Origin of the sequence: Sphingobium sp. SA916, assembly GCF_002894065.1 — a bacterium.
GTDB lineage: Bacteria > Pseudomonadota > Alphaproteobacteria > Sphingomonadales > Sphingomonadaceae > Sphingobium > Sphingobium fuliginis.
In genome coordinates, this window is the sequence record NZ_LXYF01000073.1 from 1 (window position 1) to 22,812 (window position 22,812).

Annotated in this window: 20 protein-coding genes; 5 read left to right on the forward strand and 15 right to left on the reverse strand. The window is 66.6% G+C overall.

Annotated elements, in window-relative coordinates; all coding sequences use genetic code 11:
• The first annotated feature begins 149 nt into the window (after window positions 1-149).
• Complete coding sequence (locus A8G00_RS20540) at window positions 150-1,121, forward strand: alpha/beta hydrolase (RefSeq protein WP_103001549.1); 972 nt, start codon at window positions 150-152, stop codon at window positions 1,119-1,121.
• 52 nt (window positions 1,122-1,173) lie between these two features.
• Here A8G00_RS20540 and A8G00_RS20545 read toward each other — a convergent pair whose 3' ends face one another.
• Both A8G00_RS20545 and A8G00_RS25700 read right to left on the reverse strand, forming a co-directional pair.
• Window positions 1,174-2,961: an FAD-dependent oxidoreductase gene (locus A8G00_RS20545; RefSeq protein ID WP_253258047.1), complete on the reverse strand. Its 1,788-nt coding sequence runs from the start codon at window positions 2,959-2,961 to the stop codon at window positions 1,174-1,176.
• A gap of 139 nt (window positions 2,962-3,100) precedes the next feature.
• Entirely contained in the window at window positions 3,101-4,492 is a 1,392-nt protein-coding gene (locus A8G00_RS25700) for a sugar transferase (RefSeq protein WP_044661119.1), read from the reverse strand.
• A gap of 291 nt (window positions 4,493-4,783) precedes the next feature.
• On the opposite strand from A8G00_RS25700, the gene A8G00_RS20555 reads away from it, so the two are divergent.
• Window positions 4,784-5,200: a hypothetical protein gene (locus A8G00_RS20555; RefSeq protein ID WP_146032630.1), complete on the forward strand. Its 417-nt coding sequence runs from the start codon at window positions 4,784-4,786 to the stop codon at window positions 5,198-5,200.
• Window positions 5,201-5,416: 216 nt separating this feature from the next.
• On the opposite strand, the gene A8G00_RS20560 is transcribed toward A8G00_RS20555, so the two are convergent.
• The 13 genes from A8G00_RS20560 to A8G00_RS20620 all read right to left on the reverse strand — a co-directional run bounded on the left by A8G00_RS20560 (window position 5,417) and on the right by A8G00_RS20620 (window position 19,016).
• Window positions 5,417-6,043: a response regulator transcription factor gene (locus A8G00_RS20560; protein WP_226869583.1), complete on the reverse strand. Its 627-nt coding sequence runs from the start codon at window positions 6,041-6,043 to the stop codon at window positions 5,417-5,419.
• The gene (locus tag A8G00_RS20565) at window positions 6,030-7,919 is read right to left on the reverse strand and encodes a PAS domain S-box protein (protein WP_235600857.1); all 1,890 of its coding nucleotides are present in this window, start codon (window positions 7,917-7,919) and stop codon (window positions 6,030-6,032) included. Before A8G00_RS20565 ends, A8G00_RS20560 begins: the two co-directional genes overlap by 14 nt.
• A gap of 309 nt (window positions 7,920-8,228) precedes the next feature.
• Window positions 8,229-9,689, reverse strand: coding sequence for a lipopolysaccharide biosynthesis protein (locus A8G00_RS20570; RefSeq protein ID WP_082718664.1), 1,461 nt, complete (start codon window positions 9,687-9,689; stop codon window positions 8,229-8,231).
• A 10-nt stretch (window positions 9,690-9,699) separates the two neighbouring features.
• A complete protein-coding gene (locus A8G00_RS20575; RefSeq protein ID WP_025547651.1) occupies window positions 9,700-10,257 on the reverse strand; it encodes a DapH/DapD/GlmU-related protein in 558 nt (185 codons plus the stop codon).
• A complete protein-coding gene (locus tag A8G00_RS20580; RefSeq protein WP_244309835.1) occupies window positions 10,254-10,778 on the reverse strand; it encodes a DapH/DapD/GlmU-related protein in 525 nt (174 codons plus the stop codon). The genes A8G00_RS20575 and A8G00_RS20580 overlap by 4 nt, the downstream gene beginning before the upstream one ends.
• A 10-nt stretch (window positions 10,779-10,788) precedes the next feature.
• Window positions 10,789-11,019 (reverse strand): acyl carrier protein, encoded by a 231-nt coding sequence (locus A8G00_RS20585; RefSeq protein WP_025547655.1) that lies wholly within the window; start codon window positions 11,017-11,019, stop codon window positions 10,789-10,791.
• On the reverse strand, window positions 11,019-12,815 hold the full coding sequence (locus A8G00_RS20590) for an HAD family hydrolase (protein ID WP_103001552.1): 1,797 nt from the start codon (window positions 12,813-12,815) through the stop codon (window positions 11,019-11,021). Before A8G00_RS20590 ends, A8G00_RS20585 begins: the two co-directional genes overlap by 1 nt.
• 3 nt (window positions 12,816-12,818) lie before the next feature.
• Entirely contained in the window at window positions 12,819-14,036 is a 1,218-nt protein-coding gene (locus A8G00_RS20595) for a polysaccharide biosynthesis protein (protein WP_103001553.1), read from the reverse strand.
• Window positions 14,033-15,223 (reverse strand): glycosyltransferase family 4 protein, encoded by a 1,191-nt coding sequence (locus A8G00_RS20600; RefSeq protein ID WP_103001554.1) that lies wholly within the window; start codon window positions 15,221-15,223, stop codon window positions 14,033-14,035. The genes A8G00_RS20595 and A8G00_RS20600 overlap by 4 nt, the downstream gene beginning before the upstream one ends.
• A complete protein-coding gene (locus A8G00_RS20605; RefSeq protein WP_103001555.1) occupies window positions 15,220-15,951 on the reverse strand; it encodes a hypothetical protein in 732 nt (243 codons plus the stop codon). The genes A8G00_RS20600 and A8G00_RS20605 overlap by 4 nt, the downstream gene beginning before the upstream one ends.
• Window positions 15,944-17,107, reverse strand: coding sequence for an FAD-dependent oxidoreductase (locus A8G00_RS20610; RefSeq protein WP_103001556.1), 1,164 nt, complete (start codon window positions 17,105-17,107; stop codon window positions 15,944-15,946). Before A8G00_RS20610 ends, A8G00_RS20605 begins: the two co-directional genes overlap by 8 nt.
• The gene (locus A8G00_RS20615; protein WP_025547663.1) at window positions 17,100-18,077 is read right to left on the reverse strand and encodes a glycosyltransferase; all 978 of its coding nucleotides are present in this window, start codon (window positions 18,075-18,077) and stop codon (window positions 17,100-17,102) included. Before A8G00_RS20615 ends, A8G00_RS20610 begins: the two co-directional genes overlap by 8 nt.
• Window positions 18,078-18,080: 3 nt before the next feature.
• Window positions 18,081-19,016 (reverse strand): glycosyltransferase family 2 protein, encoded by a 936-nt coding sequence (locus tag A8G00_RS20620; RefSeq protein ID WP_025547665.1) that lies wholly within the window; start codon window positions 19,014-19,016, stop codon window positions 18,081-18,083.
• 243 nt (window positions 19,017-19,259) lie between these two features.
• Here A8G00_RS20620 and A8G00_RS20625 point away from each other — a divergent pair, with 243 nt between their 5' ends.
• From A8G00_RS20625 to A8G00_RS20635, 3 genes are read left to right on the forward strand one after another with little or no spacing between them, the layout of a single operon-like run.
• On the forward strand, window positions 19,260-20,984 hold the full coding sequence (locus tag A8G00_RS20625; RefSeq protein ID WP_025547666.1) for a glycosyltransferase family 39 protein: 1,725 nt from the start codon (window positions 19,260-19,262) through the stop codon (window positions 20,982-20,984).
• Window positions 20,981-21,709: a methyltransferase domain-containing protein gene (locus tag A8G00_RS20630; RefSeq protein ID WP_025547667.1), complete on the forward strand. Its 729-nt coding sequence runs from the start codon at window positions 20,981-20,983 to the stop codon at window positions 21,707-21,709. The genes A8G00_RS20625 and A8G00_RS20630 overlap by 4 nt, the downstream gene beginning before the upstream one ends.
• Window positions 21,706-22,701 carry an NAD(P)-dependent oxidoreductase gene (locus A8G00_RS20635; protein WP_025547668.1) on the forward strand — a complete coding sequence of 332 codons (996 nt, stop codon included), beginning with the start codon at window positions 21,706-21,708 and terminating at the stop codon, window positions 22,699-22,701. Before A8G00_RS20630 ends, A8G00_RS20635 begins: the two co-directional genes overlap by 4 nt.
• Window positions 22,702-22,812 lie beyond the last annotated feature (111 nt).

The following is a 22,812-nucleotide window of genomic DNA, read 5'->3' on the forward strand; positions in this document are numbered from 1 at the left end:
GCACAACAGCTTCGACGCGCCGGAGGTGGTGAAGCCCGCCGCCTTCACCGGCGCGCAGGTGAGCGGCGGCACGCTGACGGTGGCGCTGCCGCCCCGGTCCGTGGTCGTGCTCGACCTGCAATAAGGATCGATAATCAAAGGAGGATGAGATGAAGCATCTATCTGCCCGGAAGGCATTGCGGCGCCCCTTCCGCTTCCCGGCGGCCCGCGCTTTCGCCATCGGCATCGCCGCCTGCGCCTTGGCTGCTCCGGCGCTGGGTCAGGCGCAGGACGACAGGATGACGCCCATTGCCGCCCCGGCCCAGCCCGACGCGATCGAACTGGGCACCGGCGCACTTCCCGGCGCCACCGCTAAGGAAAGCTGGCACCGCCAATATGGCAGCCGCTTTGCCCGCAACGTCACCGTTGCGACGCTGACGCCCTTCCTGCCCGATCCGGCCAAGGCTTCCGGCGCGGCGGTCGTCGTCGCGCCGGGCGGCGGTTTCCGCACGCTTTCCATGGACAATGAGGGCTATGACGTCGCGCGGGCGCTGGCGGCGAAGGGGGTTGCCGCCTTCGTGCTGAAATATCGGCTGCGCCAGACGCCGGCCGACATGGCGGGTTTCGAACGGTCGATGCAGGAGATGTTCTCCGGCGTGGCCAGGACACCGCTGCCCGCTCCCGCCTCGGCAGCGACCGACCTTGCTCCGCAACTGGCGGATTCAACCGCCGCCTTCCGCCTGATCCGCGCACGGGCGGCGCAATGGCATGTCGACCCGGACCGGATCGGCATGATCGGCTTTTCCGCCGGGGCGATGCTGACCATGGCGACGACGCTGTCGGCCACGGAAGCGAAGCCGGCCTTCATTGGCAATATCTACGGTCCGCTGGGCAGCATGACCGTGCCGCAGGACGCGCCGCCGATGTTCGCCGCCATCGCCGCCGACGATCCGCTGTTCGGCAATCGCGACTTCAAGCTGATCGACGACTGGCGCGCGGCGCATCGCCCGGTGGAATTCCACCTTTACGAGCAGGGCGGCCACGGCTTCGGCATGTATCCGAAGGCGACCACCAGCACCGGCTGGTTCGACGCCTTCGTGCGGTGGATCGATATGCACGGCATGCTCAAGCGGGCGCGGTAACATGGTGGAAGGGAGGGGTTGATCCCATGCCGTCGGATCGGCCCCTCTGTCCTTAGCCTCCCAGCATCCGGTTCAGCCGGAACTTCAGCCGCCGCCGATAATCCTCGAAGGCGGAAACGCCGTGGATGACACCCTTATTGGCGACCAGCGCGGCCTGGAGTTCCGGCATCGGCACGTCCTGCACATCGCGCACATTATCTTCGCCCAGCGCCATGGCGGCCGCCCTGCCCGCCGCTTCGCCCAGCGCCATGGACGTCAGTTCCATGCGGATCGTGGCAAAGGCCTGATGCGTCGCCGCCACGCAGAAGGGAACGATGAGGTTGGTGCACTGGTCCCGGTGCGGCAGCATCAGGTCCATCGGCAGCGGCGAGCGTTCATATTTCCCGCCGGTCCGCAACATGATCGAGCCTTCATTGCAGATGCCCCATCGCCCCGCCCCGTCCTGCACCGCGATGCGCCGGGTGGAATGGCTGTCCTGCCAATAAGAACCCATGGCGACGATGCCCTTGCGGCGCGGCTCCGCGCCGTCCACGTCCGACAGGTCCCTGCCCGACCAGTTCAGCCCATTGTCGAGCCGGCGCGCTTCGCGGACATAGAGTTGCGGCGACCAGCCCGGCAGGTCGTTGGGATGCGGATGGATGTGCCGGCCCCGAACCAGGCCCCATTCGCGCACCTCGCGTTGCAGGCCCGGCGGAATGCGCGGGTCGCGGCCATAGGCCATGGCGTGGAACCAGCCCCGCAGATAGGCTTCATGCGCCTTCCAGATCTTCTCCCGCGTCGCATAGTCGGCCTGGGGATAGTCGTGGCTGAGGCCCACGGCATCGATGGACATCAGCGCGCGGTTGTTGACGTCGTAAATGCCCGGCGCGACCTCATCCGCCTTCACCAGATCGCGGGCGAAGGTCCAGTCTCGTCCATATATCCGCCCCTTGCGCCGGCGGGCGTCCAGGTCGCGGAACAGCAGTTCGTAGCGGGATTCGTCATAGCCATCGGGCGCGCGGGCGGGCAGGTCCTGCCGCAGGTCGGGACGGTTGGTCATGGTCAGGCGGAAACAATAGGCCTGCACCGCCTTGTCCGCCGCGCCCAGGGGAAGATCGGGCGCCGCCGCGACATGCGGCAGCAGCGCGCCGCCCTCGCCATTCCAGAAAGGGCTGATCGGCGCGATGCTATCCTCATCGGGACGGCCGCCGCGCACCAGATGGCCGTTTTTCGCGCCGCGATAGCCGTTGAGCGGATTGGCGGCGTCGGCCGCCTCCCGCCCCACCTTGAACGCGACGCCGGCACGCGCCATGAGATCGCCTTCATAGCTGGCGTCGATGAACATGCGGCCGCGCACGATCCTGCCCGATTGCAGGAAGAATTCGCTTATGCGGCGATCGACGAGCTTGACGTCCTCCACGCCGTCGGACCAGACCATCGGCACGCCCGCACTGGTCGTCATGCGCTCGAACAGGGGCACGGCAAGGGCGGGATCGAAGGCATAGCGGTTGCGCGGCATGCCGCCCGCCGCCGCGAGCCGTTCGATCACGGCACGGGCCAGGCCGCCAAAGGCGTCGATGTCGCGATAATCGGTCCAGCTCAACCCGCCGGACAGCATGCCGCCAGGCTGCCGTTCCCGCCATCCGCCGACGATGATCGCGGACGCGCCCATCTGCGCGGCGCTGACGGCGGCGACGATGCCTGCCGGCGTCGCGCCATAGACGACGACATCGGCGCGCAAGGTCCGGCGCCCGACCATCGGCCTGCGCGAGGATTGGACGATGCGCGGTTCATTGTCGCGCTGACAGGCCGCCAATGCCGTGCCGGCCAGCCCGCCGGCGAGGAAAGTCCGTCGATCCATGATGCTCCCCAATAATGGAAGATTTATTTCATGCGCGGCGGCGATGATCCATTCGGTGTGATCACTTACCCATTGCGGGGAAATGCGCATTCGGTGGTTCCGGGGAGGGTATCGATCGGAAATGCAGTCTTGCCGGGGATCAGAAGGCGTTTCTGTGCACCAGAATCTGAACGGTGCCGAACAGGATCACGATGTCGCGCATCAGGCTCCAGCCATTCATATATTCAAGATCGGCTTCCACCCGCTGCAAAATATCCGCCCTGGTTTCGGTGGCGCCCCTGAACCCGCGAATCTGCGCGAGACCGGTTATTCCGGGTTTCAGCGCATGTCTTTTCCAATATTGGCGGTCGACGCGCCAGAACAATATGTCCTCCGCCGTCGACCCGATGGCATGAGGTCTTGGTCCGACAAGGCTCATCTCCCCCAGAAGGACATTGATGAGCTGCGGCAATTCATCGATGCTGGTCCGGCGGATGAAGCGGCCGACGCGCGTGATCCTGTCGTCCGTCCGGCTGGCCGAGCGGACGCCGTCCATATCGCATCGCTCCACCTTCATGCTGCGGAATTTGAGGATGCTGAACAGGGTGTTGCCCCGCCCGATCCGTTGCTGGCGGAAGAAGACGGGGCCGGGCGAATCCAGCTTGATCGCAACGGCAACGGCGATCATCAGCGGCATCAGCCCGATCAGCAGGGGCACGGTGACGAACAGGTCCAGAAGCCGCTTCGTCGCCCGGTTCGCCAGGTTCAGCGGCCCTCGCGCCACCACCAGCGTGGCCATGTCCTGCCAGCGCCCGACCGTCAGCGGCGCCATGGATTCGACTTCGGGAGAGACAATCTCGCCCAATATATTGCCGCCCTTCAGCATCTGCGCCCAGGTCACGCGGCGGTCGGCAGGGCATGCGACGACTACCCTGTCGTGATCGCGCAGCAACATGCCCAGCCGGTGCAGCATATAGGGGTCGTCCAGATCGGCGCGAAGGCCGATGGCCTGCGCGTCCACCAGAGCCATCTGGCCCGGATTTTCCGGAATCGGGCAGTCGTCCACGATCAGCAGTTCGGCAAACAGCCGGTCCCCGAAATGGCGTTCGAGAAGGCGGCTCAGCAGCAGCCGTTGCGCCAGCAGCAGCCCGCCCGCGCAGCCCAGCCCCGCCAGCACGGCGGCGCGGGAGAAGGTCGAGGTCGATTTCACCGCGAACAGCACGAGGAAGAAGATCAGCACCGTGCCGGCAAAGGCCCGCGCGGCATTGCGGCAACTGGTCGTCGCATTGGTCAGGCCGCGGGGATCATAGGCCTGATTGTGAAAGGCGATGATGAGATAGGCCATGAGCAGCGCCGCGACGGAGGCGCCGCTGTCGCGAAGCCCCCCGGCCACGGGCGCGAGCGCCAGTCCGACGCTCAGCCCGCATGTCAACGCCACCATGTCCCACAGCGCCAGGGCAAGGCAAAGCCAGATTCGCAAGGCGCGATGCGCCGCGGCAGGGCCCCGTCCGCCGGCAGGACGGGTCGCCATCGCCAGGTCAATTCTCGACATGCACACCTCATTTTGCGCGCCTGGAGGATTCTCCGTGCCCGTGGCACGCATTCGATCGAAACGCAATTGATGCAGAATATCTGTTCCGGCGACCTGATCCTTATCAGCGCTAAATCAGACATAATGTCGCTTCAGGTGCAATCCGGGAGAATACAGAGGGTTGATCGACGGTCCGAAATATCAGCCGGTGCGTATTCCTGCGTAGATGACAGATGACGCCTTTCATCTATAGTTCATACAGGACAGCTTCGCGAAGCAGCCGAAAGAGCTGCGATTGGATGATGGAACAGGATGGCAATGATTATCGCGATGGCGGTCGTCTCCGGGATATGGATGCTTGGGTCCTGTAATCTCTGGCGATTGCAGAACAAGTCGCGGAACATTGTAAGGATTGGGTGGCGGGATCGGCTCTTCGCGCTGCTGTGGTTGCCGGCATCGCTTTATCTTCTGGCCATTTCACTGCCCTATCTCACCTGGGACCTTATCAGGCGGAAGCGGAGAGGACGCACATGGCGCCGGTCGGCGCAGGGCGCGAAACGGGCATCGCTGCGGCTGGTGAAATCATCCGCCCGGGTGGAGGGCCAGGACAGGCAATCGGGCCTGCCGCACCCCCCCTATGGCGGATCGCCATTGCAGGTCGTCAAGAGCAGGGCGGCGCCCGACGATGCCCTGTTCACGATCAGATCGCCGGCAGGACGGCGGCGCTGAAGTTTCAGGAGAGAGAGGAGAAGGCAGCGACGCGCCGGGGATCGGAGGACGAAGGCTCCGCATCCGGGCGCGGTGGAGCGGTTCGATCGGATTATGGCCGGTCGAACCGCTCCTATCGCTCATCCGGCCGCGAAATGCGGCGGAGGGCGGTCCATTTCGGGAGACGGCCCGATCCGGGCCGGAAACAACGGCCCGCCGATCGCCGGCCCGTGTTCCTCAGCAATCCAGCTGCCTGCCGATCCCGGCGGCGAACGCCACGCGCAAGGCATCGGACAGGCTGCGCGTCTCCAGCTTGGACATCAGATTGGCGCGGTGGATTTCCACGGTGCGCGGGCTGATGCCCAATTGCAGCGCGATATGCTTGTTCGGCAGGCCCATGGTCAGCCCCGACAGCACGTCGCGCTCCCTGGGGGTGAGCTTCTCCACCATGGCCCCTGCGCGCACCGCCCGCTGACGGCGCGCGCCGGTATCCTGGAACAGCGTCCAGCAATTTTCGACCGCGCGCAGCAGCGTCTCCCGCTCGAACGGCTTCACCAGGAAATCGACCGCGCCCATCTTCATCGCCGTCACGGTGGAGGCGATGTCGCCATGGCCGGTCAGCATGATGATGGGGAAATAGAGTTCCGCCTCGTTCAGTCGCCGCTGCACCTCTATCCCGTCCATTTCCGGCATGCGCAGGTCCATGATCACGCAACCCAGCGGCTCGTTCGCGGCGGCCGCCAGAAAATGCGTGCCGCGCTGCCAGGTGCGGACCGTATAGCCCTCCAGCTCCAGCAGGAAGGCGGTCGCGGCGCGGACCGAATCCTCGTCATCCACGATGTGGATCAGCTTAGTGGGTTCCAATGGCGTTTCCCTTCTTGCGTCTGAGACTGAAACCGAAGCAGCTTCCCGTGACGCTCGGCTCCAGCCAGATCCGTCCGCCATGGGCTTCGACAATGGTGCGGCAGATGGACAGGCCGACGCCGGTCCCCTCTTCCTTGCTGCTGACAAAGGCATCGAAAATCCGGTCCTTGATCGCGGGCGGAATGCCCGAGCCGGTATCGGAAACCAGAAAATGCGTGGTGAGTTCGTCCGCCGCCGCGACCCGCACGGTCAGCCGCCGTTCCGGCTCCTCGCGCATGGCGTCGATGGCATTGCGGCAGAGATTGCCGATCACCTGCTGGATCTGGATCGGATCGGCAAAGATCGATCCGGTGCCCGGCGCGACGTCCATTTCGACGGTGACGTCCGCCGCCTCCGCCATGGCGGCGATCAGCGCCAGGCTGCTGCGCGCCACATCCTGCGCGTCGTGGATTTCCAGCAGCGCCTCTCCGTCGCTGGCGAAATCGCGCAGGCGGCGCATGATCGCGCCGGCGCGCACCGCTTCCTGCGCGGCGGAGCGGAAGATGCGGTTCAGCTTCGGCCGGTCCGCCTCCTGCCCACGCATCAGCAGGATCGAACTGCCCTCCATATAGGCGGCGAGCGCGGTCAGCGGCTGGTTCAGTTCATGCGCCAGCATGGAGGCCATCGCGCCCATCGCGCTGTAGCGGGTGCCGTGCAGCATCTCCGTCTGGAGGAGTTCCAGCCGCGCCTTGGTCGCATCCTGTTCGGTGAGGTCGCGGATGAAGGCGGTATAGTGCGTCTCATGCGCGCCCTCCATCTTCACGAAGCTCATCTCGATGGGAAAGTTGGAGCCGTTGCGGCGGCGCCCGATCAGCCTGCGCGGATAGGATAGCGGCCCGTCGCTCTCCACATGGAGAGGCTCGTCGCGGACCTCCCGCGGCGGCTGCGCTCCGGTCAGCAGATGGTCGAACTCCGCGCCTTCCAGCTCGCAAAGATTATAGCCGAACATGCGGCAGGCGGTGCTGTTCATATAGTCGATCCGCCCTGAAATATCGACCACGAACACTGCGTCGGGCGCGGTTTCCAGGATGGACCGCAATTCCGCTTCGCGTTCCTGAAGGGCGACTTCCTGCGCCCGTTCCGCCGTCACGTCGCGCACCAGCTTGGCGAAGCCCTGAAGCCGTCCCTTGTTGTCGCGCAGCGCCGTCACCACGCAGTTCTGCATGAAGCTGCTGCGGTCGTTCCTGATGAAATGGCAGTCGAATTCGCAGCTGCCATGCTCCTTGGCCAGGGCGAAGGCTTCGGCCATATTGTCTTCCATGCCGGGATGATGGGAATAGAGCAGCGATACCGGGCGGTTCACGATGTCGCGGCTGTCCCAGCCGGTGAAGCGTTCGGCGCCCCGGTTCCAGTGGACGACCCGCCCCTCCACATCGGTCATGTAGAGGGCGTAGTTGACCGATCCGTCGGTCAGCAGCTTCAACTGCTCTGTCAGGCGGTTGACATAGGCGCCCTGCCGTTCCGCCCGCGCACGCCAGAAGGTGGATTTCAGCGCCACCCCATTGGCCGCCACCATGACCAGCAGGAAGGCCAGGCCGTCCTCGCCGGTTCCGCCCCTGATCTTCACGTCGACAATGGCGTAGATGACCGTCAGCAGGCCGGCGGTGGTGACCGCGCCCGGGCCGATCCCCATCAGGGTGGCGACGGAAATCACGATCAGGGTGAGGACGGCATAGTCCCCGGCGGTCAGCGACGCGACGCCGTTGCGGAAAATCCAGGAGGACGCGAGGAAGACGATGACCAGCGACGCGATATATTTGCCGAGGCCGCTCCAGCGCACTTCGGCAATCCACGCGGCCCACGCGGCGGGGACGAACCGTCGCGACGCATTACGCATGAATGCCAGCGAGAAACGCCGCTGAAGGCGCTCCCCGGCACCGGTTGCAAGCATAGTCTTTGACTCCGCGCTTATAGCCCAGAACTATTTCTTGCGACCTTGGCTTTTATTGGAGCAGGCCGGGATCGGCCCGACTCCGCTCATGCGTCATCCCCATAAGCCAGCCCTTCCTAAGGGAAATAGCTTAAGGGGAATTGCTGCGTTGCAATAGTGGTAACAGCATGGTCACGGATTGCCTAGTAGGTATTGCTACGGAATTTTACATCTTTACGGCAATAAAATCGCGCAAGAGCAATATATTAACATAGGTTATGCCGTGCCGTAGCGGCCCCTGGCGAACATCAGGAGCTGAACCAGCGCGTTTCGCCCGAGCAACAGGAGCGCAACGCCATAGGCCAGCGCTCCGGTGAGGATGGTGACGGTCAGCGCTTCGGCCGGGGCCATCTGGACCAGAAAGGGCCGCGCGCCCAGAACGCATCCCGCCATGGCCGCGGAAGCGAACAGCCCCAGCCGAACGGCGCGCCAGTAATCGGCCCAGCCGATCGGCAGCAGCAGGACCACGCCCAGGACGGAGAGCGGGTAGAGCAGCCAGGCGCGCAGGGTGAAGGCGGCGGCGATCGCGCCCGGCCCCTGATCCGCCGTCGCGAAGAAGAGGGTGCAGTTCACCACGGCATAGAGGGCGGCGAGCCATGTCTGCCATTGCGGCTTGCCAAGGGCGAGCATGAGCGACTGGTTATAGATGCCGACCGCCTGGAGCGCGCCGAAGAGGCTGAGATATTGCATCACCGGCACCGCCCCCGCCCAGCGCGGTCCGAAGACGAGATGGATGAAGGGATCGGCCACCAGCGCCATGCCGACAAAGGCCGGGGTGGTGATCAGCGATGTCGCGGATACGAGCTTGAGGAAGGCGGCCGCCAGTCGCGGCGGATCATGCTTGAGCTGGGAGAAGGCCGGGAAGGCCACGCGGGAGAGGGCCCGCGCCAGCAGCAGGTTGGCGGCCAGCAGCGCGCGCTTGCCGACCGTGTAGACGCCCGCCGCCGCCGCGCCCAGCACGACGCCCACGATCAGAACGTCGGAGTTGGAATTGAAGAAATTGGCGATGCCCGTCAGCGTCACATGACGGCTGTAGAAGAAGATTTCCCGTCCCTTCTGCCGCGCGAAGCGGAAGCGCGGCCGCCGGGGGCACGCCGCCCAGAGGATCGCCGCGCCGATCAGGGCGGTCGCCAGATTCTGCATCACCAGCGCCGTCAGCCCATAGCCAGCCATCGCCATGGGAATGCCGACCAGCGCGCCCGCCATGGTCGACAGGGTGGATCGCACCGCCAGCGGCCGCATCATCAGCGCCCGCGTCAGCCAGGCCTGCGGCACGACGTTCAGCGCGGAAAGGAAATTGGCGATGCTGAGCCAGCGCAGCACCCATGCCAGGCCCGGCTGGTCCAGCGCCCGTTCCGCGACGCCGGCGCAGGCCAGGGTGAGCAGCAGCATCAGCGCGCCCAGGGCGAAGGCGATCCAGAAGGCGGTGTCGTCCAGGTCGGGATCGTCGCGCCCGGCGCTGACCATCGGGGCGCTGATGCCCGACAGCACCGTCATCTGGAAGAACTGCCCCGCCAGCAGCGCCATGGCGACCACGCCCAGCGCCGCGGCGTCGACATAGCGGGCGACGATCATGAAGGCGAGGAACTGAAGCGCCTGCACGCTCCAGCTTTCGACCAGCGACCAGGCCATGCCCGATCGGATTTTCCCGGCTATGCCGCCCGTGGTTGCGGACATGATGCTTCCCTTATTGTCTTATGAAATCGTCGCCCGCGCGGACATGCTTGACGAAACTGGCCGGATTGCCGCGCCAGAGCTGGCGGGGGGGAACATCCTGGAACACCACGGCGCCCGCGGCTATGACGCTGTGATCCCCGATCGACACGCCCGGCAGGATCGTGGCGTTGCGCCCGATCCAGACATTGCGGCCGATGCGGATCGGCCGGGGCCGGGCGGCATGCCCTTCATGCACGGCATGGAAGCTGGTGTCGAACAGGCTGGCATGATCCCCGATCCGGCTGAAGGCGCCGATCTCCACACTGGCGGCGCTGAAGATGGTGACGCCGCTGTTGAGCGATACCTGATCGCCCAGGACGATCCGGCCGCTTCCGGCGGTCTTCAGCCTGATGCGGGCAGGCTCGTTGCGCAGGCGCACAGCCTCCCCCAGGATAAGCTGCCCGGCGAGATAGGGGACGCCGCCGCGCACCCGCAAGGCCCGGCCCGCCTTGCCGCCCGCCGCCCGCAGGCGCCAGCGGGTCCATCGCGCATAGAGGTCGTCGAGCCGGGCGGTGACGAACAGTCTCATCGGCGCGTGAACACCAGTTTGGCGGGATTGCCCGACATGACCGACATGGCCGGCACCCGGCCCGACACCACCGCATTGGGCGCGATGATCGCGCCATCCTCTATCTGGCTGTTGTCCAGGATCACCGCGCCCGCGCCGATCCAGACATTGTTGCCGATGCTGGTCGGGCCGCCCGACTGCAACCCCTGTTCGCGGATCAGCCGGTCGGCGCGGTCATAGCGGTAATTGACGCCGATGATGGAGACGTTCGGGCTGATCAGGCAGTCGTCGCCGATGACGATGCCATGGCTGTGCCCGGCGATGAACACGCCGCAGCCTATGTCGGTCCGCTCCCCGATCCGCACCGGCCCTTCGCTCGCCTTGATCTTCACGAAGGAGCTGATCTGGGACCTGCGGCCGATCTTCAGCAGCCTGCTCCATTCCAGTTCCGCGCGCGGGCTGACGATCGCGCGCCCGGCGAACAGATGGTAGAGGCTGTGCACGAAGCCCGGAATGGCGAAGCGGCGTATGGCGACACCCATGCGCATGGCGTCACGCCTCGCCCAATGTCCGCGACAATTGTTCCACCGTGCGGATCTCGGCGATCTGGTCCATGCTGAGGCGCACGCCATATTGCGCCTCGAACGCGGTGATGATCCGCAGATGGGCCAGCGAATCCCAGCCGGGCACGTCGTCCCGGTCGAGGCGCAGGTCGATCCGGGACGGATCGACTTCGATGATGTCGCCGACAAGGTTCAGCAGGTCGTCCATGTTCACAGCCATTATTTCGTCTCCAGCATGATCCAGTCGCAATCCCTGAACGCGACATCCGCCCGGCAAAGCGCATAGTCGGTGCGGTCGCCGCCATCGGCGGCGGCAAAGCCCTGATCGTCGAAAAAGCCGCGCACCGGGCCGTTCTTGGCCGTCGGAACATGGCTGCCGTGCAGGGATGCGGCGTCGCTTTCCAGAAAGCGGCGCTTGACATCGTTCATCACGGCATGTTCCAGGCCCCGGCCCATGGCGCGGCAGCTCATCAGGAAATGCCCGATATGGAGCGCCGCGCCTTCCCGCCTCAGGGCGCAGATCGCGACCGTGCCCAATTGCCCGAAGCGGTCGCGCAGATCCGCCACGATGAGCTGCCATGCCGGGTCGGTCATCATCGCCTCCACCTCCCCCATGGTGGGGCGGCCGGTGGTCAGGTTGAACTGGTTGGTCTTGTTGAAGAGCTGATGCACCCTCAACAGGTCGGCCGGCCCGGCGTCGCGGATCGCCGCGCGCATGTCGAGCCCGCGCAGATAGTCCATCGGGTCGCAGGACGCGCACAGCGCATCCCGCCCCGCGGCCAGCGCATAATGTTCGGTCCTGGCCCTGTCCTCCGCCGTCAGGCGGCTTTTCTCGAACCAGGGCAGCGCGTCCAATATGTCGACATAGTCGGATGGATCGGGCGGCAGAAGCACGGCATGGACATCCGGGCAATATTGCCGCACGGCCGCAATCTCCGCCGCGTTGTCGTCGAGGAACACCAGCGCGTCCAGACCGATGTTGAGCTGCCTCGCAATCTTCCCGATCCCCGTATATTTGCTGTCCCAGCCTATCGCCGTCGCCGCCATATCCGACAATTGCAGCGGCATGTCGTCACGCAGGCGAAACACTTCCTCGACATCTTCCGGATTGTTCTTGCTGCACAAGGCGAGCAGGATGCCGCGTTCCTTCAGCGCCTTGATCCTGAGCTGGAAGGCGCGGAACGCCTCCCCCACCATGTCGCCGCGGCCGACGCGGATGCCATGGGGGCCGTCCTCGCCCACCACCCCGCCCCACAGGCTGTTGTCGAGGTCCAGCACCAGGCATTTGCGCGCGGCGCCGAGCGCGCCGACCAGCGCATGGGCGAAGACCGCGCCGAATTCCCGCATCATCGCGTCCGTCCAGCCCAATCCGGCGATATAGTGCATCCGGCGATCCACCGCCTGGCGGGTGCCGACCCGGCCCATCGCCTCGACCACGTCGAGCATCATGGCCCTGGGGCGCGCCCGCACGGCGCGGAGCAGCGCCAGGTTCAGGTCCAGGAAGAATTCGCGCTCGCCATAATCGCTGCTGAGGTCCGCCACGCCCAGCGCACTCGCAGGACAGGGGAAATTGGCGACCATCAGCGTCGCCGCGGTGCGCATGACCGCGCTGTCGATCCAGCCCTCCACCTCCGCCATCATGTCGTCGCGCAGGCGATGACGGTCCTCGACGGAGAGCTGGTGGAACCGTTCGAAGGCGTCGGGCCGCATCGCCTGCGCCGACAGCAGCAGGACGATGACATGGGGGTCGAAGCGCTGGAGCGCCTCGCCATGCAGGTCCTGCATATATTGGCCGAAGGGGCTGACATGGAATGCGGACATCTGGCCGACCTTCGCCGCCTCCACGCGCAGGAAGGGGGTGAGAAGGTCCAGCGTGACATTGCCCATCAACGCCACGTGCACGCCCGCCTGCGCCTCCATCTCGCGCAGCAGCCGGCCGGTCTTGCGGTAGTCGAGCGCCGCCGATCCGGCGTGCAGCGACTGCATCATCTCAGCAAAGCCCATCTGGGTGGTCATTTCTCAATCCTTTCCAAGCCGACGCCAGGCGAGGTGCAGCGTGAACAGCGTCGGGATCGCGCCGCCCAGCGTCGCCCCCCATAGCAGCCCGGTGATTCCGCAGGCGGCCCCGGCCAGCGCGCCGCAGACCGTCAGCGCCAGACCCACCACCCCCCATCCGTTGAGCAGCACCAGATCGGCGGGCGATCCCGCCGCCGTGAGCATCGCCCGGGGGAAGGCCATGGCGACCTTCCCCACGCCGTTCGCACAGGCGGCGAGGATCAGGGCCGGGCCGATGGCATAGAGGCCGCCTGTCACCATGGCGGCGATCCACGGGCCGCAGGCGACAAGGCCCGCCGTCGCCACGACGATCACCGCCAGCAGCGGCCTGGCCTCCGCCAGCACGACGGCCTGCCGGCGCGCCCGCTGCGCACCGATCAGGCGCGGGGCGAGGGTGAAGCCGACGCCGGACGCGAGCAGGCGGAAGGGGAAGATCGCGACCGACGCCAGCACGCCGAACAGCGCCAGTTCCTTCAGGTCCAGCGGGATCGGGATGATGATCCGTTCGACCTGAAGCGACACCGTGCCCAGGGCGACGAGGCCCAGCATCGATCCCGCCTCGCGCCAGCGGCGGGCGGGGTGGACGGCATCGCCGTCCTTCGCCCTGCGGCGCAGAAGGCCCCAGCCGATCGCGCCGAAGACGATGTTTCCGGCGGCGAATATGGCAAGAGGCGCCATCCCGTCCTTCAGGCCGAAGGCGACGGCCGCGGTCCCGGCCAGCAACAGGACGAAACTGGCCGAAATTGCAAGCAGCATGGAGGCGCCGGGCACGGCCCGCGCGCGAAGGCCGGTGCTGGTCGCCGCGACCAGCCCGCCGCCGGCAATCGCCAGCGCGGTCAGCCATGCCTCCGCCGGATGCAGTCCGCCCAGCAGGCCTGCCGCCATGCCCACCAGTCCGCCCACCACAAGGCCGGAGAGGATCAGGAAAGCCAGCAATCCTTTGCCCGCGCGCATCGGTCCGCGCAGGAACAGCTGGTCGACGCCCAGCGGCGTCAGCAGGCCGAAGATATTGAACAGGGCGACGGCCAGGGTGAAGCGGCCATAAGCTTCCACCGGCAGTTCCCGCGCCAGCAGCAGCATGCCCAGGGTGAAGGCCGCGCCCGACAGGCCGAAGCCCAGCGCGGCGAACAGGCTGGAGGCGGCCTTGTTGGTCGCCCGCGCGCTGGCGCCGACCGCCGTCATGCGGCCTCCAGCGCGGTGGGCGAAGGGGGCGTGCCCGCATCCGGCGAAAGCACTGCATAGGCGCGCCGCAGCCGGTCGACGAAGGCGGCATGGCCATAGTCGAGCCGCGCCCTTGCGGCGGCGGCCTCCCCCAGCCTCGCCCTCAGCGCGTCGTCGGCGCAGAGCCGCCGCAACCCTTGCGCCAGGTCCTGCGCCGTCGCGGGCGTCAGCATGGCGCAACGCGCGTCCAGAACCTGGGAATGGCTTTCGATGTCGGTCGCCAGCAGCGCCTTGCCCGACGCCATATAGGAGAAGATCTTCATCGGCGTGTTCCGGCCCTTCAGCCGCGGCGAACAGAGGATGTCGGCCTGCGCCAGATAGCGGCCGAGGCCATCGAGCGGGCGCGGGCCAAGCAGGCGCACATCGTCTTCCAGCCCGCATTGCAGGGCGAGTTGCCGATGCTGCGCGACATGATCCGCCTTGCCGCCGATCACGACCAGCGCGGGACGCTCGGCAGGCGCAAGCGCCGCCATCGCCTGGATCAGCAGGTGGACGCCCTGATAGGATTCGAGGTTGCCGACATAAAGCGCGAGCGGGCGATCCTTTGCGTTCGGGCGCAGGTCTTCGACCGGCGCCGCCGTGGCGGGCCCTTCCATCGCCACGTCGGGCAGCAGGTGGATGCGATCGGCGGCTGCGGAGCGGCTGGCGCTCTGCTGGATGGCGGGGCAGACGGCGATCACCAGGTCGCTGCGGCGGAAGGCGAATTGCTCGCATCGTTCGACGATCCAGGCGATGGCGCGGGCCCGGGGCCATTTTTCGACGATCTGCTCGCTGAGGATCGAGTCCGCGTCATAGACGAGGCGCGTTCCGAACAGCCGGGACAAGGGCAGCGCGAAGAAGGCCGCTTCCTCGACGGCATGGATGACGTCAGGGCGATAACGCCGAAGCAGGCCGACCGCGGCAAAGAACATCCAGAGGTCGCAGACCAGCTTCCCGAGCGAAAAACCGATGGGGACATTGCGGACGCCCGGCGGGGCGGCGATGCGGTGATGCCGCACGCCGGGCATCGGCACGTCGCGCCCTTCATGGAAGCTCAGCAAAGCGACCTCATGCCCCTGCGCCGCCAGAGCTTCGGCCGCCATGCGCACGGCAATGGGCGTGCCGCGTTCCTCGTAAAAGGGCTGGGGCGCCAGCATCAATATCTTCATGAGGCCATCCTCAGGCGAAGCTGGTTGCCGAGGAAATGCAGCGGACCTGCGGGAGCGCCATAATGCCGCGCCTGCCGCCCGGCCGAACGGATGAGCGCGCGCAGGTCGCGTCCGGGCCGGTCGGCCGAAAGCCCGCCATGCAGGATGGTTCCGAAAGTCCCGATCCGCCGCGCATCGCCGCGCAATGGCAAGGGGTCCGATCCGCGCAGCACCGTCCGGTGGCGGAAACGGCGTTCCGGCCAGAAGGCGGGGCGCCCGCCATTGTCGCCCAACAGCAACCGGCCTTCCGGATCGCCGGCCAGCAGCCTGTCGACCAGCCGTCCTCGCGCGCCGGCCCATTTGCCGACGCCCCAGGGAAGGATGGTCAGCGCGTCCGCCGCGCCCATCGCCGCGACCAATTGTTCGGCCGGCGCGCCGTCGGCGAAACCGGCGGCGGTGGCCAGCGCCAGTATCTCCAGCCGTTCGGCGCTGACGACCTGCCGGCCGGCCAGCACCAATATGTCGGCGGAACCGGTTTCCAGCCACAGGCTTTCCGGTTCCGCGGTCGACCGCGCCGATGCCTTCAGCATTCCGAACGCGTCGCAGCCCTGCTGCTCCGCCAGCATGAAGACGGGCAGGCAGTCCTTCCCGGCGGCCGCCATCATGCGTCCATGCGCCTGCATCAGCCGGTCCCGCGGATCGTCGCCGGGATGCAGATGGACGTGCGCGTCGATCATCAGCTCAGGCATGGCGCGGCCGCCATCCGCCGGTTCGCGGCAAGGGCGCGGCGGGCCACAGGCGGCGCGCCACCTGTTCGCTCAGCAGCGGCGCGGTGGTCAGCTTACCGCTGACCAGCATATGATAGCCCTCCGGCCCCGGACGCAGATGCCGGTCGCCCGGATGAAGCGCCCGGCCGCTGCCGTCGCGGTCCGGCAGCAGGCCGGCATAGGTGGCCAGCACCGATCCTTCGTCCAGTTCGACATTGGGCAGGCACTGGCGGATGGATGAGAGGGCGGACCGGACATCTTCCGCCGTGGGTTCGGGCGAAAGGATGCCGGGCGCGGGACGGTAGAAAGTGCCGACGAGCGTCGCGGCGCCATAGCGGCGAAAGAAGAAGCTGCGTCCGCGCCCCGGCGTGGGCGACAGGGCGTAGGCGTCGCTGGCGGGAGGCGCGGGAATGTCCATCAGCAGGTTGAAGGCGAGGACCGCCGCGCTTGGCACCCGGCGCGCCGGCCCCATGCAGCGCCCCGCCTGCGCGCCGCCGCAATCGAACAGCCGGTCGGCGGCGATCCTCTGTTCGCGCCCGTCGCTTGCGTTGCGCAACTGGACGGCCTGGAGGCGGCCGCCCTGCTCGATCAGGCCGGTGACTTCGGTAGAGCGCAGCACGACGCCGCCGCGCTGCTCCACTTCGGCCAGCATTTCCCTCAACAGCGCGGGCGGGTTCAGCAACTGCGCATCGTACCAGACCGCACCGCCCAGCAGGCCATGGGATGCGACGTCATAGGCCTGCAGGACCTCCTGCCGCGAACAGGCGCCATCTTCGGGAAGCGGCACATGCTGGCCAAGCGCCGTTCGCAGCAGCCGGTCGAAGCCTCGCGCAAGGGCGAACAGCCGGGGCGAGCGGGGGGCGCCGGCATAGAGCGGCATCACGCAGCGCAGCGGCCGCACCTGATGGGGGTAGCGGTCGATATACCAGTTCTGCGCGCGGCGGCTGCGCACCCAGCGGGGGATGTTCATCGACTGGAGGTAGCGCAGCCCGCCATGGACGATGCCATAGCTGTTGACGGACGCGCCGGAGGGCTGGTCGTCCCGATCGACGAGGATCGGGCACACGCCCCGTTCGAGCGCGGCGAGCGCCAGCGTGGCGCCCTGGATGCCCGCCCCTATGATGACGGTTTCAGGCATCGGCGGACACATGCTCCACGATCTTCTCGATCCGATAATGCTGCTTGCCGTCGCCGCGGGTGAAGATGACGATCTCCGCGATCAGGCCGATCGCCGCGATCTGGATGCCCAGCACCAGCAGCAGCACGACCAGCACCAGCAGCGGGCGGTCGCCCAGCGGGATATTGCTGACCTCCCGCTGGAACAGCAGGAAAGCCATCAGGACCAGGCTGCTCAGGATCGACGCCGCGCCCACCGTGCCGAAGAAGCGGAAGGGGCGCTGCATGAAGCGGACGAGGAAACCGACCGCCATCAGGTCCATCATCACGTCGAAATAGACGCCCGGCTTGTGCTGCGGCCGGCCAGCATCGCTTTCGGCCTGCGGCAGGGTGAGCTGGACGACCTTGAAGCCATGCACCTCCGCCAGCAGGGGCAGGAAGCGCTGCTTCTCATCCTGGATCGGGATTTCGTCGAAGACGCTGCGGTGGACGGCGCGGACGAGGCATCCGGGATCGTCATATTTGGCCCCGGCGAAGCGCGCCATCTTCTGGAAGCCCCAGCCGCGCAGCCGGTTGAACATGGCGTCCGCCCGCCTGTCGCGGCGGGCGGCGACGACGTCGGCTTCATCGAGATGGTCGAGAAGTTCGGAGATCGCCGCGCCGCCGATCTGGAAATAAGCGGGCAGGAACAGCAGGTGCCGGCCGCTCGACTGGCGGATGCCTTCGCGCAGGCAGGCGGATTCCCCGAACTCCCGGCCGAAGCGGATGATCTCTATGGGTTCGCCGTCGCGTTGCAGTTGTTCCAGAGTGGCGACCGGATAGTCCGGCTGTCCGTCGATGACGAAGATGAACTCGTAACTTTTCCCCGAGGATGCAACCCTGTCCCGATATTCGGCATAGACGCGGGCGACATCGTCGAAACGCTTGAGGACTGGCACGATGACGGAAATGTCCATGACTTCGACCAGGTCCAGCTTTGCCGTGGCAACCATTGTTCAATCCCCCAATTTGATTTGGGCCGATAGTTTCGCGCCCAGCGACGCGAAACCCGAAACATTGCCGGTCAGGCTGGCGAGCATCTGCCCTATCACCGCCCATCCCAGCAGGAACAGCGCCAGCGACAGCCAGAGCACGCCGATGGCCAGCATCGGCAGCGCCAGCCCCCCGCCCCAGACCGCCGCCGCGACGGACAGCAGGCCAAGCAGGGTGATGCCGACGATCATATGGCGCGGCCAAGCCATGGGCCGCCGCACGAAGCTGAGCAGGATGCGGATCGACACGATGTCCAGCATCACCTTGTAGATGCGCGAAAAGCCATATTTGGAGACGCCGAACTGGCGCGGATGGTGCCGCACCTCGATCTGCGCCAGACGCGCCCCGGCCAGGCGGGAGAGGGCCGGAATGAAGCGGTGCATTTCTCCATACATGGGCAATTGCTTGATGAGGATGCTGCGGAAGGCCTTCAGCGAACAGCCGCTGTCCCGCACCGCCACGCCCATCAGCCGGGCCATGATGCGGTTGGCGCATTTCGACACGAAGACGCGCAGCCCGCCATCCTGCCGCTTCCTGCGCCAGCCGACGACGATGTCGTGCCCGGCGTCGATCAGTTCGACCATGCGGGGTATGTCCAGCGGATCGTTCTGCAGATCGCCGTCCATGGTGACGATGATGTCGCCGCGGGCATTCTGGATGCCGGCCGCCATCGCGGCGGTCTGGCCGTAATTGCCGCGGAACTTGACGATGCGCACGCGCCCGTCCCGCTCAGCGACTTCCGCCGCGCGGATAAAGGTCGCGTCCCTGCTGCCGTCATCGACCAGCACGACTTCATAGCTGGGCCGGAAGTCGGTCAATGCATTGCTGATCGCTTCATGCAAAAGCCGTACATTGTCCTCTTCATTATAAAGAGGAACGACAATCGAAACATCGACCATGCGTCCATTCCTACAATATTATATAATATTGCCGGCGATGCCCCTTATGATTTCCACAATCGGGTTCAACGCCAATCGATTCAGCGACCTTGGAAACACATTCACATAAATTTCAGAAACATACCATTATGTAGTCATACCTACGGCTAGGCGTTCTCCCCTATATTGACTTAAATTCGGTTAGATCGAATTCTTGCGCCATCGAACATCCTGTCGGCTTTTGCCGGATATGAGATCATATTCATGGCCACCACATCGGAGCATCTGGGATCGCACGCCGCCCTGCCGTCGCAGGATGGCCGACGCGCGTCCATGGCCCTGCCGGGAGCGGCCCCTGCCCTGGCCGCGGGGTTGCTGGCCTGTCTGGTCTATGGACTGACCATTCAGACGCGCCCCGCCCATATCGACGAATTCTACCATCTGCTGGCGGGGCGCAGCTGGGCGGCGGACGGCAGCTTCGCGATCCTGGACGGCCGTTACGAACGGGCGCGGCTGTTCACCGCCATCGTCGGCGGCAGTTTCGATCTGTTCGGGCGATCCGACCTCTGGGTGGCGCGCATTCCCTCGCTGCTCTTTTCGGGCATCAGCGTCGGACTGGTCTTCCACTGGCTGCGGCAGAGCGGCGGCATTTGGAGCGCGGTGGCCGGCGCCGCGCTGTTCGGCCTTGCCGGCTACACGCTCGACATCGCGCATTTCGCCCGCTTCTACGCCCTGCACGCGCTGATGATACTGGCCGCGGCGGGAAGCCTTTTCCTCGCCACGCGGCCTGCGGGCCGGTTCAGGCCCGGCTGGCTGGCCGCCACGGCGCTCTGCCTGGCCATAGCGGCCCATCTGCAACCGGTGACGGCGATTGCCGCGCTGGCCCTGGGCTGCTGGCTGCTGTTCGACCAGCGCGCGACGATAGCGGCGATGCGCCCGCTGCACCTGATCGTGCTGGGCGCAATCGCGCTGGCCTGCGCAACCATCGCCCTGTCGCAGGCCGGGCCAGCGCTGGAAAGCTATCGCCATGCCGAGCGCTGGGCGACCGGATCGCAGGACGACGCCTTCTATTATCTGCGCGAATTCCGGGCGCAGATGCCCGCCATGCTGCTGCTCTGGCCCGTTGCGCTGGCGGCGGCGTGGCGGCGCAATCCCTCGCTGGCCAGCCTGTGCGCGATCATGGCGATGCTGTGCCTGACGCTCCACAGTTTCGCGGGGATGAAGGCGTGGCGCTACAGCTATTATGTCTTTCCCTTCATCTGCATGGCCTATGGCCTGGGAATCGGCGCGCTGGTCGAACGGTTCGGCGGCGGCGGAACGCTGCGTCCAGCCCTGCTGGCGGGCGCGGCGATGCTGCTGCTGATGGGCGGCGACGTCGCCTACCGCCATTCCGCCCGGCTGATGGCGTCGACCCTTGCGCAAGGGCCCGCCGCCCTTGCCGCGCCGGTGCCCGACGGCGAATGGGACAGGGCGGCGCCCGAATTGCGGCGGATCGCGCAAGGCAGCAGCCTGCTCGTCACCGGCGACGACCTGCGCACCCTGGCGCATATCGGGCCGTTCGACCTGTTCATCAGCCACAGCCGGCTGGGCGAGCTCAAGCCGCCGACCGACTTCAACAGCGATTTCCGCACCGGCCGTCCGCTGATCGACAGCCCGGCTGCCCTGTCCGAAGTCATCGACTGCACCGATAACGGCGTCGTCATCGTGTCCGATTATCAGTGGCGCAATCCCATGGGCGTGCGCCCCGAAATCGCCCGTGAGATCGAGCGACGCCTGACCCCCGTCCCCACGCACAGCAGCTTCCACGTCTACAGCTGGCGGCACCCAACCGTGCGGCGTGCCTGCCCCCATGTCGGGAAGCAGGCCCTTCCCGGCACGAAAGGTGCGTCCGTGGTCAGGCCCCTGCCGCCCCGCGGGCGGTGCGTGCCGTCAGGCCAGTCATGTCCGCCTGCGTTCTTTGGCATTGCAGCAACCGCGGGTGCGGCATGACTGGTTTGCTTCCTCCCCCCGATCTGGAAACGGGGTCGGTCCAATATGCCCGCCGGTTTGCGGGGCCTTCGGGCGCCTATCTGCTTAACATCCAGGAACGCGGCCTGCGCGATCTGGTCGACGATGGGCCGCCCCTCCACCAAAGCGCGCTGGATGTCGGCGGCGGCCATGGGCAGCTTGTCGGCGGACTACTGGACATGGGAATTCAGACGACGGTGCTGGGCTCGACGGCCGATTGCGCCGAACAATTGTTGCAGGGCGCCGATGCCGGCCGGGTGGATTATGTGACCGGCGACCTGCTGGCCCTGCCCTTCCCGGACGGCCGTTTCGACCTTGTCACCAGCATCAGGCTGCTGGCGCATATCGACGATCCGGACAGGCTGATCGACGAACTTTGTCGCGTCGCCCGCTACAGCGTCATCGTCGATTATCCGACATTGATGGGCGCCAATGCGCTGTCGGCGGCGACCTTCCCGATCAAGCGGCTGATCGAGAAGGACACGCGCACCTATCGCAGCTTCTGGCCGGCCCGGATCGAGCAGGCCTTCCGCCGCAACGGCTTCGCGCCCCGACGCCGCTTCAAGCAGTTCAGCGCGCCCATGGGCCTCCACCGCCTTGCGGGGAAGCCAGTGCGCATGGTGGAGGAAGGATTGCGCCGCATCGGCGTCACCAGCCTGATCGGCAATCCGGTGCTCCAGCGCTTCGACCGGGAGAGGAAGGCATGAGCGCGGACGGACGCCCCATCGTCGCCGTCACCGGCGCGACCGGCTTCACCGGCGGCGCGCTGGCGCGGCGGCTGATCGGCATGGGCTATCATGTCCGGTCCATGACACGCCGTCCGCCCAGCGCCGCCGAAAGGGAGAGCGGCATCGAATGGATCGGCGGATCGCTGACCGACACCGATGCCTTCGCCCGGCTGGTGGAGGGTGCGACAGCCTGTTTCCACATCGCCGCCATGTACCGGTCGGAAGGCGCGCGGGAGGAGTTCCTGAGCGCCAATCGCGACAGCACGGCAGCGTTGCTGGCGGAATCGCGCAGGGCGGGGGTGGCGCGCTTCGTCTATTGCTCGTCCATCGGCGTGCATGGCGATGTGGCGGAGACGCCGGCCGACGAAAACGCGCCCTTCGACCCGCGCGACCCCTATCAGGAAAGCAAGCTGCTGGCGGAGGACCTGTGCCGCGACGCGATGATGCAGCCGGGCATGGACGTCGTCATCATCCGCCCCTGCGCCATTTACGGGCCGGGCGACACGCGCATGCTGAAGATGTTCCGCATGGTGCAGCAGGGCCGTTTCCTGTTCATCGGATCGCGGCGGCCGAATTTCCACCCGGTCTATATCGACGATCTGGTCGACGGATTCCTGCTGGCGATGACGAGCGACGCGGCGCCGGGCGGCACCTTCATCATCGGCGGCAAGACTTATCTGCCGTTGCGCGACTATGTCGCGACCGCCGCCAATGTGCTGAACGTGCCCGCGCCCCGGCGCACCGTGCCCTATGGGCTGGTCAACCTGGCCGCCCATGGCTGCGAACTGCTCTGCGCGCCGCTGGGGGTGCAGCCGCCATTGCACCGCCGCCGCCTGACCTTCTTCAAGCATAACCGCGCCTTTTCCATCGCGCGGGCGGAACAGGCGCTGGGCTTCCGGCCCGCCGTTGGGCTGGAGGAGGGCTTCCGCCGCACCGTCGCCTGGTATCGCAATGAAGGGCTGCTGGTATGAGCGCTTCAGCCGATCAGGCGCCTGACGCGGCCCCGGTCGCGCCGGTCCCGGCGATGGAGGCCGAGCGCGGCGACGCCCGCGACCATGCCCGCCAGCGCCGTGACGGGCGCC